Source organism: Photorhabdus sp. RM323S (assembly GCF_042879375.1).
In the GTDB taxonomy this organism is placed as follows: domain Bacteria; phylum Pseudomonadota; class Gammaproteobacteria; order Enterobacterales; family Enterobacteriaceae; genus Photorhabdus; species Photorhabdus tasmaniensis.
In genome coordinates, this window is the sequence record NZ_JBHFKZ010000013.1 from 40,900 (window position 1) to 54,310 (window position 13,411).

A 13,411-nucleotide genomic window follows, 5' to 3' on the forward strand; every position below is an offset into this window, starting at 1 on the left:
CGAATTAACTGCCTGCATTATTCCGTATCAATATTGAGAAAATGGTGAATTGCCCTTAAAACGGCGTCTGGTTTTTCTGCGTGAACCCAGTGACCGCAATCGGCGACAACCCAGGCTTTAGCCTGTGGAAATTGTCTGGCGATATCATCCCGGTACTCTTCTTGAATATAAGAAGAAAGACCGCCGCGAATAAACAGAGCAGGATGAGGCCATGCCGGTATTTCCTGCCAGCCGATAATCTTCTCATATTGATTGATTAATACCGGCAAATTGAATTTCCATTCCCCCTGACGGAATGATTTCAGTAAAAACTGAATAACACCCTCTTCCTGAATATCTTCCCGCATAATTTCGATGGCTTCCTGACGGGTATTAACGCCGGCTTTCGTCACTTTATTCAATGCGGTAAAAATCTGGTCATGGCGGCGAACCTGATAGGCGATTGGCGCTATATCAATAAGAACGATTTTTTCTATCCGTTCTGGCGCTAGGGCGGTCATTGTCATCGCGATCTTGCCGCCCATTGAATGACCAATAATAATGGCGGACTGAATTTGCAGATGATCCAGCAGAGAAATAATATCCTGTGCCATATCGTGGTAATCCATGTTATCTGCCCATGGAGATAGACCATGATTACGTACATCAACCTGAATAACGGGATAATATTGCTGTAAATCACGGGTTAGGACCCCAAGATTATTCAGATCACCAAATAACCCGTGGATTAATACAACAGGAGTGGAAGAGACAGGATTTTCCGGTGTCTGTATATGATGATTTAACGGGTTGTTTAATTTCATGATGGGAATAGTTTTCCTTCGGATATTGTTGTTCAAATTGTAACAGAGCAACCAGGCTATGCAATTATAGTTAATAATTTCTTGTAATTAAATTGTTCTCAAAACGTTCGGCGTGTCAAAAATTTGTTAATTTTCATGCCAATACTTAATAGCTTAAAAAACAAGAACGCTTAAAATTACTGATATTTTTAAATAGGAGGTTTTAAATAACTTGTGAGATAATCGTTGGTTCAGCCATCTTAATGTGGTTGTTTATTGTGTGTTTATTGTGTGTTTATGTGATCTATATCTTAAAAAATTGTGTGTTAACTTTAAATTTTTGTGAAAAAATAATGAAAATTTACTTTATATTTTATGTAAATAAAAGATATAGAATAAATTTAACAACAATCACACCGTTCTAATAAGAATAAATAGAATTTGATTTTATACTATGGATTAGGGAATTAGGAAGTGAAAAAAAATTTACTAAAAAGTCTTTATTTTCAAGTTTTGCTCGCAATAACTATCGGCATACTGCTGGGGCATTTCTACCCTGAGCTGGGCGCAGAAATGAAGCCATTGGGTGATGGATTTGTAAAATTAATCAAGATGGTCATTGCTCCTGTTATTTTCTGTACGGTTGTGACCGGTATCGCTGGTATGGAAAGTATGAAAGCCGTGGGTAAAACAGGCGCTATTGCTCTGGTCTATTTTGAAATAGTCAGCACAATTGCTTTAATTATTGGGTTAATCGTTGTCAATGTTGTCCAACCTGGCGCAGGGATGAATATTGATCCCGCTACGTTAGATGTTAAAGCTGTCTCTATATATGCGGAGAAAGCGGCTGAACAGGGTATAATCGCATTCTTACTTGACGTTATTCCGGGCAGTGTCATCGGAGCATTCGCCAGTGGTAATATTTTGCAGGTTTTATTATTTGCAGTGTTATTTGGCTTTGCGCTTCATCATTTGGGAGAAAAAGGGAAACCAATCTTTAATATTATTGATGGTTTTTCTCAGGTGATTTTCGGTATTATCAATATGATAATGCGATTAGCGCCTTTGGGGGCTTTTGGTGCAATGGCATTTACCATCGGCAAATATGGTATTGGTTCATTAATACAATTAGGGCAGTTAATCGTTTGCTTCTATATCACGTGTATTCTTTTTGTGGTATTTGTTTTAGGAACAATCGCGAAAGTGACCGGATTTAGTATATTCCGGTTTATTAATTACATTAAAGAAGAATTATTAATCGTATTGGGAACATCCTCTTCTGAATCTGCGTTACCGCGGATGTTAGATAAAATGGAGAAGGTGGGATGTCAGAAATCGGTTGTTGGTTTAGTGATCCCGACAGGATATTCATTTAATCTGGATGGCACTTCTATTTACCTGACAATGGCCGCGGTATTTATTGCGCAGGCAACCAATACACAGATGGATATTGTGCATCAAATAACGCTATTAGTGGTGTTACTTTTATCTTCTAAAGGGGCTGCTGGCGTAACAGGTAGCGGATTTATTGTATTAGCGGCAACAATTTCTGCTGTTGGGCATTTACCACTGGCGGGTCTGGCATTAATTCTGGGAATAGACCGTTTCATGTCAGAAGCAAGAGCGTTAACCAACCTGATTGGCAATGGGGTTGCAACGATTGTAGTCGCAAAACGTTGTCGTCAGCTTGATGAAGCCAAATTAAACGAAGTGTTAAATGCTAAATAAGCGAGTCTTTAGATTTATGCCTGTTTGATGATCCGTCAATAAAATAATTCCGGCCATTGGGCCGGAATCTTTACATCCAGTCAAAATAGTCAAAAACAAATTTATTTCTCCTGCCTTGCAAGACACTTAATCTGTTCTATGCTTTCTTTTATATATTAATCAAAATTAAATTATTGGTCCTTGTTAAAGCAGGAGGAGAAACAATGTCACTTGGTGATGAGATTGTCACCCAAAGTATATTTAAATCCCCAAAAAAAGAGGTTAATCGCATTCTTGATATCCGATGACCATTGGCTTAGATCAGTGATTTCTTTACCAATTCCGTTTTTTGAGATGCCTCCTTATTGAAGTTCGATAACATATATTGTCGTTGCATGATTTCCTCACCACGCGAGCGGGAAGCCCGTGGAACGACATCGAGCTGATGAAAGCCGAGCTTGAGGAGCACTCTTTGTGAGCCAGTGTTGTCGATGGCGTGCCCTGACCGGAGTTGAGACAGACCAACATTATTAAATGCAAAGCGCACTACGGCCTGTGCAGCCTCAAATGCAAAGCCACGCCCCCAAGCAGCCTGCTCGAACCAGTATCCTAGTTCACCAGTATTCTGACGAATTTCATCAATATCTACCAATCCAATGAATTGTCCTTGAAGTTCGACCGCGAAGCGATATGCCTCACTCGCAACCCATTCACGTCGATGGTCGGCAAACCATGCGGCAATTTCCTTTTGAGCGGGGGGAAACGATGCCATACGCAGCATTCGTGTTACCTGCCAATCTGACTGGATTTCAAATGCCCGATCCGTATCGGAAGCCCTCGTGGGTCGTAGTAAGAGACGATCCGTTTCTATTTGATGTGGATATTGATGTTGCATTACACCTCCGTTTCGATAACTGAGTACTGAACTAGATAGCGTCAAGCAGATTTACCGGCATAGCAACAATCATCCCGGCCAACTGGTCAAAATGATTGTCTCCGCCCAACTGAACTGCGCCGGGTTTTCCGGTGGCCGTTTTGTTTGAGTCATGCCACCTTGGCAGACTTGGTGAGTTGTCGATATGACCACATAGCTGACAAAAGTGCCATTTGGAGTCGATCGAGCCGCTGGCGAAAATAACTGGACCTGTCTATCATACGCATCTTTAATAAGAATGATAGGCGGCTGGGCCGCAGCTTATGTATCAACCGTGCATGCCACTACCGTTATTTGAAAACAGTTAGTTAACCCATTGGGCTAATTTCGTATTTAGATAAATTTCTTGTAAATAGATTGGAATTAATATTACTGTCATCTCAGCCTGAATAATAATTCGTTCAGCTTGTATCAATCGAGCTTGTAATTTTAAGCCCCTTTTAGCACTGCGACGAGATTTATATCCATACTTTTTATGTAACTGATTGATTTGTTTTAGATGAAAATAGCCTGCTTCGTCATATCGTTTTTTACGCTGAAACACTTTTAAGTTATTGAAATTTTACCTATTTTGTTTTCTCCTTTTATACTTTATAATCCGGCTAAATTTTTTATTTAGAACAGTACTGGATAGAAATGAAAACGATAGAAGTTGATGAAGACCTTTACCGCTATATTGCCAGCCACACACAACATATCGGTGAAAGTGCATCTGATATTTTACGGCGGATGCTGAAATTTAACGCCGATCAGCCAGTACAAAACGTCCAGCCTGTTAGCGCTGTGGAGAAAACATCAGTATCCCGCCCGCGTGATTCTGTTCGTGTCATACGTGAATTGTTACTTTCAGATGACTATTCTGAGAAGAAAAAATCAGTTGATCGCTTTATGTTGATCTTATCCACATTATACAGCTTGAACAGTGAAGGTTTTTCTCAGACAACCGATGCTATGCATGGTCGTACCCGTGTTTATTTTGCCGGTGATCAACAGACGCTGCTTGCCAGTGGCAAACAAACCAAACCTCGTCATATTCCGGGCACACCTTTTTGGGTCATTACTAACACCAATACTGACCGTAAGCGTAATATGGTTGAACAAATTATGCAGGATATGCAATTTTCAGCCAATCTTATTGAAAAGGTGTGTGGAACGATTTAACTGACTAAAGCTGCGCTGCAATAGTCAAGGTGGTGCAGCCATCCAGGAGAGATAAAGTGGCAAATCATCCGCGCGCAGGGCAACTTGCCCGCCAAAGTGATCTGATAAATGTAGCGCAACTGACTTCACAGTATTACACCTTACATCCTCAACCGGAAAACCCGGTGCATAAGGTTAAATTCGGTACATCTGGCCATCGTGGCAGCTCTCAGCGCAGTAGCTTTAATGAAGCGCATATTCTGGCAATTGCTCAGGCAGTTGTGGAAGCCCGTAAGCAGCAGGGAATAAACGGCCCTTGCTATGTGGGTAAAGATACCCATGCGTTGTCAGAAGCGGCTTTTATTTCTGTGCTGGAAGTGTTGACCGCCAATAATGTGCATGTGATTGTGCAGGAAAATAATGGGTTTACGCCAACCCCGGCGATTTCTCATGCCATCCTCTGCTATAACCGCCAGGGGAAGGCGCTGGCGGATGGGATCGTGATTACACCATCCCATAATCCACCGGAAGATGGCGGTATTAAATATAATCCACCGGATGGCGGCCCCGCCGATACGGATCTGACCGCGATTATCGAACGTCGTGCTAACGAGTTGCTCGAAGAAGGTCTAAAAAGCGTTAAGCGTCTGCCGTTTGCTCAGGCGTTGAGCAGTGAATATTTGCACCAGCAAGATTTAGTCGAGCCGTATGTCGTTGCGCTGGGTGATGTGGTTGATATGGCCGCTATCCAGAAAGCCGGGCTGAAAATCGGTATTGATCCGTTGGGTGGTTCCGGCATTGCGTTCTGGCAGCGTATCGGTGAGCTCTACAGCCTGGATCTGACGTTGGTTAATGATCAGGTGGATCAGACGTTCCGGTTTATGCATCTGGATCATGATGGTGTCATCCGCATGGATTGCTCATCCCTTTGGGCAATGGCAGGCTTGCTGGCAATGCGTGATAAGTTTGATCTGGCTTTTGCCAACGATCCTGATTATGACCGCCACGGTATTGTCACGCCAGCTGGTTTGATGAATCCAAACCACTATCTGGCGACCGCGATAGATTACCTGTTCCGTCATCGTCCGCAATGGTCAGAAAGCGTCGCGGTAGGTAAAACGCTGGTTTCCAGTGCCATGATTGATCGGGTGGTTGCCGATCTTGGCCGTGAATTGGTGGAAGTGCCGGTCGGTTTTAAGTGGTTTGTTGACGGTTTGCATCAAGGTAAATTGGGCTTTGGCGGTGAGGAGAGTGCAGGGGCTTCTTTCCTGCGTTTCGATGGTACGCCGTGGTCCACGGATAAAGATGGGATTATCCTCTGTTTGCTGGCGGCAGAAATGACCGCCGTGACAGGGGAAAATCCACAGCAGCGTTACAATAAGTTAGCCGCCCGTTTTGGTACACCGAGTTACAGCCGCATTCAGGCACCCGCAAATCATCAGCAGAAGGCGTTGTTAGCCAAACTGTCACCGGAAATGGTGACAGCGGATAAATTGGCCGGTGATCCCATTACTGCCCGTCTGACAGAAGCTTCCGGTAACGGCGCATCAATTGGCGGCTTGAAAGTGATGACAGAAAATGGCTGGTTTGCCGCCCGTCCATCAGGAACGGAGGAAGCCTATAAGATTTACTGTGAAAGTTTCCTTGGCCCTGAACATCGGGAGAAGATTGAACGAGAAGCGCAGGATATTGTTAACCAGGTTTTTGCCGCTGTTTGATATTTGATTGGATTGAATAATCCGCAATAGCTGTCACAGGTTATTGCGGATTTTTGTTTTTCAGCCCAGAGCGACCATTAATGCACCGGCTGTAATCAGTACGACGCCACCTGCCGCCATCAGTGACATCTTTTCACCAAATAAGATAACCGCAGGTTTCCATAGAAAATAAATTCTATTGTTAATATCAAATGAGTTGAGATGATAAGACTATTCTCTCTGTTTGAATATATCATTACTCTCATTAAAGAAACTAAAGAATAAACTCATTACTAATCTCAGTTTCAGTGAGTGAATATTTTGGGCCTGTGGAACGGTTTCCAGTTTTATCTCAGATAGCTTTATATAAATCTATAAATAATAATTATCCCCACCAAAGTGTAGCTATTACACTAAAATACAGTTTTATTTATCTATTTCACTTTGAATATAATATTACAGCTTATTTTTTGGTTAAATTAAGCTGAGTTTTTCCGTTGATTGATCAATATTTGAATAGATAAAGATTGAACTGAAAGGTTTTTATCTGAGATTAAGGGCCCTTTTTATCCGTGTTTTCGCCTGTTAAAGTGCAAAGTACTTATGTCATTATGTTGCTCATTAACATCACCAGTATTTGCTTTGCGTTTAACGTGTAACAAAAGTGTCATATTTTGTTTGCAATTAATATCTGTTTTGATAATATATTAAAGATAAATTATACATCGTTGAATTTTATTTATTTTGCAGATCATCCTAATGCTTGCTTCTACATTTGGTTTTGTCGAGGCAAGTGGGTTTTATGGACTTTCATAAATATTTTAAATACTTGGTTTAAAAGATATAAATAATATAAGAACATAACAATGAAAAATTTTTCTCTTAAGAGTTATACATCCATACCGGCATGTATATGGGGCCTATTTCTGGGGACTTTTGTAACAAGGTCAACATCAATGATGGTATGGCCTTTTATTTCCATCATATTATATACAAAGTTTCATTTTACTGCATCGATGATTGGGTTAGTTCTCTCTTTATCTATTGCGATTTCATCAATATTAAGTTTTTATGCCGGTTACTTCTCTGATAAAGTTGGTCGGGCCAGGATAATTATCATTGGTTGTCTTATTTCTTCATTGGCATATTTGATATTATGGTTATCAGAGCATCAGTCCGGTTTTATTATTGGCACGTTATTGGCGAATATCTCTTGGGCGCTGGTTAATAATCCAATAAAAGCAGTTATCGGCGATATTATCGAAGAAAAACAGGTCAGAGAGAATGCCATGTATTTAAGGTATTTATTTCTGAATGCGGGTGCGGTAGTCGGGCCTTATTTAGGGGTAAAGTTAAGCCTGGATATTAATTCTATCTCTTTTCTGATTGTGTCGGTATCTTATGTGATTTTTATGATCCCGGTTTATTTATTCGGTAAGAAAATAAAAATAAACTTAACGAATAATGATGATTTTAAAGGTACAATGAAAGTTTTATTGAATGATCGGGTGTTTTTAATATTGGTTATCAATAATATTCTCATGATGTTTATTTTTGGACATTTTGATTCAACGCTACCACAATTAATTACTTCATTAGGGTTTAATGGATACGCTGAGTTTATTGCTTCGCTTATTATGCTACATGCGCTAACCATTGTGGTTATGCAGTTACCGTTTTCCATGTTAACGCAGCAAATGGCATTGGAAACGAAAATAAAAATAGGCACTGTATTACTCATTTTATCTGAATTAATGTTCTTTATTTCATTCAAGTATTATGATGTCTATTTATTGTGGTATCTGGCTGCTTTTACCATGAGTATCAGTCAAACTATTTTGTTCCCATGTGTGAATGTTTTTATCGATCGTTTGGCACCAAATGATTTACGTGGGGCATATTTTGGCGCAGCATCACTTTATAGTATCGGTTTTTGTATTTCTCCATTAGTGGGTGGTACTGTTATTCAATTCTTTGATGGCGGCGTGTTATTTCAATTATTAGCAATATTAAGTGTGTTGGTGTTGGTAATTTTTTGCCATATGTTTAAACTAAGGGATAAACATGAAATTAATATTAGAAGAAGTCTCGAATCTTAGACCAACTGAATTACATTGTCCTGTGCGTGTTGAACAATTAATAGAGAAAGTTAAACTTGAAGGTTTTTGGACTCAACCCATCTGGATTGATGAAGCAACGAATGTGGTGATTGATGGTCATCATAGACTTGAATTAGCCAAAACACTTAAGTTAAGTTGTATCCCTTGTCTGGCATTTGATTATCAGAAGGAGCTGTTGGTTTATTCACGTAATGAGAATAAAACAATTAGTCATAGTGATGTTATTCAGGCGGGTCTGGATGGGCAACCTCTGGGTTATAAACAGACCCGTCATGAGTTCTCTGGGGATGTTATTGAAACGCAAATTGCATTAAAAATGTTAGGGTTTGTCAATGAATAAGCAGTGTTATGATATTGTCATGTGTGGTGCAGGTCCTGCAAATATCTCTTTAATTCCAGATTTATTAAAAGACGAAGCCGTAAAACATTGTCTGATTTTAGAAAAAACCGAGATGGCCGGTTCTGGTGCATTAAAGAAATATAAAATTACTGCGAACTCTTTAGGTAGTGTATTTTTAGAGAAATTTGATGGTTGTGATGATGCATTGAGTCAATATATAAGATCAACCTCAGAGTGGGAATATTTTAGCGCCAATAAAGATAAACCGGTTGAATTGAGGTTTGTTGGTCAATATTTGGAGAGAATTGCAGGCTTTATTCAGGAAAATAAATATGGTGATCGGTTTGGCGTATTGACCGGTGCGGAAGTAAAAAAGATTAAACAGAATGAAAATGGTGACTATGATATAACTTATCATAAAAATAATGAAGACTATATTGTATCAACACGAAAAGTCCTATTTAATATAGGCGGGATCCCAAATGAGTCCAGATTATTACATAATAGTAATAATATTACCTCAGGTGATTTCATTAAAGGTGTTTATGATGAGGTTATCAATAAAGGTAATATAAAAAGTATCTCAATATTAGGCTCATCACACAGTTCTGTTTCCTGTTTGATTCGGCTGACAGAACAATTAAAGTTTACCGGCAAGATAAATGTTCTGGTTAATAAAGATTTCAAGCTGTTTTTTGATTCACCTGCAAGTGCAGAGTCTTACGGCTATGATTTCATCCAGAAAGATATCTGCCCTTTAAGTGGCCGGGTTAATCGATATTCAGGTTTGAGATATGATTCTTTTGTCTTTGCGCAAGAAATTAAAGCAAGAAAACATAAAAATATTTCTATATTAAATATCTCAGAAATATCTGGTGATGAGGTTATTCAACGTATTAATTGTGATGATTTGTTAATTCACTGTACAGGCTATCACACTAAACTTGTTGAAATCATTGATAAAAATAATATTCCTATTGAGCTTAAAAGTGATAAATATGGTTTGCTGACTAATGAAAAATTAAATCCTATATCAACGTCGGATGAAACACTCAATAATTTTCATACATTTGGTCTGGGGTCTGGTGTAAAGACCGGTGGTGAAATTGGTGGCGAGACAAATTTCCACGGAAGAATTGACGGGGTTTGGGTATATCAGCATGTTATATATGACGCTGTATTTAATTGATAGATAAATATCAATTTTATATTATTAATGGGCTATATTTTAGGTTAATTCTTATTTAAGAATACCGATGGCTTACTAACATCTATTTAAAATAAATTATCAAAACTATGAATGAAAAAACAGTAATACTGCTTTGTGCAGGAAGAGGCAGCCGGTTATCTACCAGAACATCAAATAAACCAAAACCCTTGGTAGAAACGAATCAAATATCATTTATCGATAATGCGCTGAAAAATATCGAATCTATCGGTATTAAGAAAGTGATTATTGTGGTGGGTTATAAAAATGATGTTTTGATGTCTCATATTGAACAAAAGACATATAACCTGGATATTGAATTTGTTAATAGTGAAAAATGGGAATCAACTAACAATCTCTATTCTTTATATCTTGCCAGAAATTGGATTAAACAAGATACGCTGATCCTGGAAGGCGATATATTCTTCACCAAGAAATGCCTGGAGACGGTGATGCTAAGAGCAGGCGATCTCAATGTCTTGGTTTCTCCTCTTAGTGGGAATATGGAAGGGACTTATGCAAAAATGGATAAAGATAATATTATTGCATTAAATTCTACCAAGGATATTGATTATCAGGTTGAAGATGGGCAATATAAGACAGTCAATATTTATCATATTTGCAGTGCTAATTTTGCGGAATATGTGAATAAAGAGTTAGAAAATTACGTTAATAATGGATTAACCGGGCTATATTATGAAGATATATTTAAAAAATCCTTATTGGATAATGTAGCTGAATTTAAAGCAAGTATTGTTGATCATTCTCAATGGTATGAAGTTGATAATACTTATGATCTTGCTATTTGTGACTTCATTTCAAGTAATAATAAACTGGATCTTGTGCAGAATAGGCATGGTGGATATTGGCGTTATCCTATTATTGATTTTGCATTAATTTATAATTTCAACTTTCCACCTAAAAAATTGAAAGATGAAATGAAGAATAATTTTGATAAGATATTACTTAATTACCCCGGTGGAAATCGTTTAGTTGAATATGCTTTATCTGAATTTCTTGGTGTAGAAAAAACGAAATTATGTATTTCAAATGGTGCTGCTGAAATAATAAAACGGCTGCCTGAGATTTATACCGGTAAAGTATTAGTTACTGTGCCATCATTTAATGAATATGCTAATTGCTTTGGTAAAGATAGAACAATATTTAGTTATAGTAAAGAGAGCAGGGATTTTGAGATAGATGTTGATGAATTATTAATGTTGGCGAAAGAGGAAAAGCCAAGTGTGGTGGTGATTGAGTCACCGAATAACCCGACAGGTAAACTAACGCCAATTAATAGTTTGTTATATCTGGCAGGCGAATTATTGACATTAAATATAGACCTGATTGTTGATGAATCTTTCTTGGATTTTTCTAAAATGCGTGACGATACAATGTTAATGCATTTAGATCACTATAAAAATTTATCTGTTATTCGCAGCATGAGTAAAACCTTTGGCATTGGTGGTATTCGGATAGGATATATGGCAACCGAGAATCAAGCATTACTGGCTAAAGTGAGATCAGTATTGCCTATTTGGAATATTAATGGTTTTGCAGAAGAGTTTTTATTGCGGTTGCCGCAATATAGAGAGAACTATAAATTAAGCTGTGAACAGGTGATGATTGATACGTTAAAATTACAGCAAGCATTGAATTCAATCGAAGGTATTACTGCCTATGAGACGGATTCTAATTTTGTTTACTGTAAATTTCATGTTTCCGATGCAAAAATGATATCACGGTTACTTTTAGATATTCATGGCGTGTATATAAAAGAGTGCTCCGGGAAAGGAAATGCCGATTCTGATCTATATTGCCGAGTATCGTGCCGGACACAAAGCGATAATGAAATTTTAATACGCTCATTGCGCATGGTGATGCAGGGGCTGATTAATATTAGTGATATTAGCACGATTAAGGAAGTTAACGAGGTCTGCGAATGAGTCATCCAAAAACAGTTGTGATTTGCGGTAAAGGAGAATTGGCAATTTTCATTTGTCAATATTTCTTGAATCATAAAGATTATCAAATATTGCATGTTGTGGCAGATAAATTCGAACCTGTCAGTACTGAGCAGACATTAATAGATTTCTGTCATGAAAATAATATTTCTATTATTGAAGATAATAAAGTTGAGAATTTACCCGGTTATGAAAGTGGTAATTTCAATTGCGATTTGTGCTTTGTCGTATTTCATAAGCGGATATTGCCGTTAAAATTCATTAATTCTTGTAAAAGAATATTGAATATCCATTTGTCCTATTTGCCTAAATATCGCGGCGTCAGGCCAGTAAACTGGGCTTTGAAAAATGGTGAATCATCACATGGTGTGACGATCCATGAAATTAATGAAGGTATTGATGCAGGTCCAATTGTGAATCAGGTTTTGTTTTCTATTTATCCTGAATTTGAAGAGGTTATTGATACTTATACCCGGGCTGTTAACTATGCCAGACAATTGTTCCTTGATACCATGCCAATGGTGGAAAAAATAAGTCCAAGACCTCAAATGGATTCAGAAGCCAGTATTTATTATGAGAAAGATAATCATAATCTGGCAGAAAGGATGACATTTACCAAGAAAGCATCGCTTGAATTGCTGAATAAAGCGTAGATAATTATTGCTTTTAATGTACCGGGGAAGTGCTCATGTATAATCTTATTGCTACCGATCTTGATGGAACTCTGTTACTTCGGGGGGATACGGTAGGTCAATTTACCCGTCAAGTGCTGACTGATTTGTCAAATACCGGAAAGCAGATCGTATTTGCTACCGGCAGGCATCATGCTGATGTTAACGCCATTATTGGTGATTTTGATATACCTGTACATCTGATTACGTCTAATGGCGCCAGATTAACAAGTGCCTGTAACAAGTTGGATATCAGGCAATATCTGCCGGGGGATGTAGTAAAAAGATTAATTGAGCAAACGCAGGCAGATCAGGATTTAGTGATTAATATGTATTGTGGTTCTCAATGGGTAACCAGTGAATTACATCATAGTTTCAGTGATTTTAATCAGAATGATCATTTTAATCCCACGATCAGGCCGGCAGATGAAATGCCTTGTGATGCTGTTGAAAAAGTTTTTTTCATTCATAAGCGCCGAGATCACGACGCGTTGGTTAAATTGGAACGCCATTTAATTGCGCTGTTTTCTGATAATGTCAGTATTGCTTTCTCATTCCCCTGGTGTTTGGAAGTGATGGACAGCGGTGTTTCTAAGGGGCAGGCTTTAATTCAGCTCGCCGGGTTTCTTGGTATTCCAATTGATCAAACTATCGCGTTTGGCGATGGTATGAATGATGTGGAAATGCTTTCAACCGCCGCTAAAGGGGTGATAATGGGAACGGCACAGGATAGAGTTAAACAAGCGCTGCCTGATGCGGATGTTATTGGTTCCTGCCGCGAAGAGTCTGTCGCTTATTATTTATTTGAACATGTATGTCAAGTGAATAATCTGCCCTAAACTTTGCTGA

General features: G+C 38.4%; 12 protein-coding genes. 10 read left to right on the forward strand and 2 right to left on the reverse strand.

The features are described 5' to 3' along the window. Positions 1-17: 17 nt before the first annotated feature. Positions 18-803: an esterase gene (gene ybfF, locus ACGF7G_RS08240; protein ID WP_387464681.1), complete on the reverse strand. Its 786-nt coding sequence runs from the start codon at positions 801-803 to the stop codon at positions 18-20. A 453-nt stretch (positions 804-1,256) separates the two neighbouring features. On the opposite strand from ybfF, the gene ACGF7G_RS08245 reads away from it, so the two are divergent. After that, the gene (locus tag ACGF7G_RS08245) at positions 1,257-2,510 is read left to right on the forward strand and encodes a dicarboxylate/amino acid:cation symporter (protein ID WP_387464683.1); all 1,254 of its coding nucleotides are present in this window, start codon (positions 1,257-1,259) and stop codon (positions 2,508-2,510) included. Between the two features lie 295 nt (positions 2,511-2,805). Here the strand turns inward: ACGF7G_RS08245 and ACGF7G_RS08250 are convergent, their stop codons facing one another. Then, complete coding sequence (locus ACGF7G_RS08250; protein WP_387464725.1) at positions 2,806-3,297, reverse strand: GNAT family N-acetyltransferase; 492 nt, start codon at positions 3,295-3,297, stop codon at positions 2,806-2,808. Here ACGF7G_RS08250 and ACGF7G_RS08255 point away from each other — a divergent pair. The 9 genes from ACGF7G_RS08255 (at position 3,255) to ACGF7G_RS08295 (ending at position 13,401) form a co-directional block, all read left to right on the forward strand. Then, complete coding sequence (locus ACGF7G_RS08255) at positions 3,255-3,407, forward strand: hypothetical protein (protein WP_387464726.1); 153 nt, start codon at positions 3,255-3,257, stop codon at positions 3,405-3,407. The genes ACGF7G_RS08250 and ACGF7G_RS08255 overlap by 43 nt on opposite strands. Before the next feature lie 652 nt (positions 3,408-4,059). Next, positions 4,060-4,584, forward strand: coding sequence for a replication initiation negative regulator SeqA (gene seqA / locus ACGF7G_RS08260; protein ID WP_133815154.1), 525 nt, complete (start codon positions 4,060-4,062; stop codon positions 4,582-4,584). Between the two features lie 56 nt (positions 4,585-4,640). Beyond that, positions 4,641-6,281, forward strand: a complete 1,641-nt coding sequence (pgm, locus tag ACGF7G_RS08265; RefSeq protein ID WP_387464685.1) for a phosphoglucomutase (alpha-D-glucose-1,6-bisphosphate-dependent) — start codon at positions 4,641-4,643, stop codon at positions 6,279-6,281. Between the two features lie 845 nt (positions 6,282-7,126). Continuing rightward, a complete protein-coding gene (locus tag ACGF7G_RS08270; RefSeq protein ID WP_133815152.1) occupies positions 7,127-8,359 on the forward strand; it encodes an MFS transporter in 1,233 nt (410 codons plus the stop codon). Then, positions 8,325-8,720 (forward strand): ParB N-terminal domain-containing protein, encoded by a 396-nt coding sequence (locus ACGF7G_RS08275; protein ID WP_133815151.1) that lies wholly within the window; start codon positions 8,325-8,327, stop codon positions 8,718-8,720. Before ACGF7G_RS08270 ends, ACGF7G_RS08275 begins: the two co-directional genes overlap by 35 nt. After that, positions 8,713-9,909 (forward strand): hypothetical protein, encoded by a 1,197-nt coding sequence (locus ACGF7G_RS08280; RefSeq protein ID WP_387464689.1) that lies wholly within the window; start codon positions 8,713-8,715, stop codon positions 9,907-9,909. The genes ACGF7G_RS08275 and ACGF7G_RS08280 overlap by 8 nt, the downstream gene beginning before the upstream one ends. Positions 9,910-10,016: 107 nt before the next feature. Then, positions 10,017-11,873, forward strand: a complete 1,857-nt coding sequence (locus ACGF7G_RS08285; RefSeq protein WP_387464690.1) for an aminotransferase class I/II-fold pyridoxal phosphate-dependent enzyme — start codon at positions 10,017-10,019, stop codon at positions 11,871-11,873. Further along, entirely contained in the window at positions 11,870-12,544 is a 675-nt protein-coding gene (locus ACGF7G_RS08290) for a formyltransferase family protein (protein ID WP_133815148.1), read from the forward strand. The genes ACGF7G_RS08285 and ACGF7G_RS08290 overlap by 4 nt, the downstream gene beginning before the upstream one ends. Before the next feature lie 35 nt (positions 12,545-12,579). Further along, positions 12,580-13,401, forward strand: coding sequence for a Cof-type HAD-IIB family hydrolase (locus ACGF7G_RS08295; protein WP_387464692.1), 822 nt, complete (start codon positions 12,580-12,582; stop codon positions 13,399-13,401). Positions 13,402-13,411: the final 10 nt, after the last annotated feature.

Coding starts and splice junctions, on each gene's coding strand:
- ybfF (WP_387464681.1), bottom strand. CDS start 803: ATGAAATTAAACAACCCGTTAAATCATCATATACAGACACCGGAAAAT.
- ACGF7G_RS08255 (WP_387464726.1), top strand. CDS start 3,255: ATGCCATACGCAGCATTCGTGTTACCTGCCAATCTGACTGGATTTCAA.
- seqA (WP_133815154.1), top strand. CDS start 4,060: ATGAAAACGATAGAAGTTGATGAAGACCTTTACCGCTATATTGCCAGC.
- ACGF7G_RS08270 (WP_133815152.1), top strand. CDS start 7,127: ATGAAAAATTTTTCTCTTAAGAGTTATACATCCATACCGGCATGTATA.
- ACGF7G_RS08275 (WP_133815151.1), top strand. CDS start 8,325: ATGAAATTAATATTAGAAGAAGTCTCGAATCTTAGACCAACTGAATTA.
- ACGF7G_RS08280 (WP_387464689.1), top strand. CDS start 8,713: ATGAATAAGCAGTGTTATGATATTGTCATGTGTGGTGCAGGTCCTGCA.
- ACGF7G_RS08285 (WP_387464690.1), top strand. CDS start 10,017: ATGAATGAAAAAACAGTAATACTGCTTTGTGCAGGAAGAGGCAGCCGG.
- ACGF7G_RS08290 (WP_133815148.1), top strand. CDS start 11,870: ATGAGTCATCCAAAAACAGTTGTGATTTGCGGTAAAGGAGAATTGGCA.
- ACGF7G_RS08295 (WP_387464692.1), top strand. CDS start 12,580: ATGTATAATCTTATTGCTACCGATCTTGATGGAACTCTGTTACTTCGG.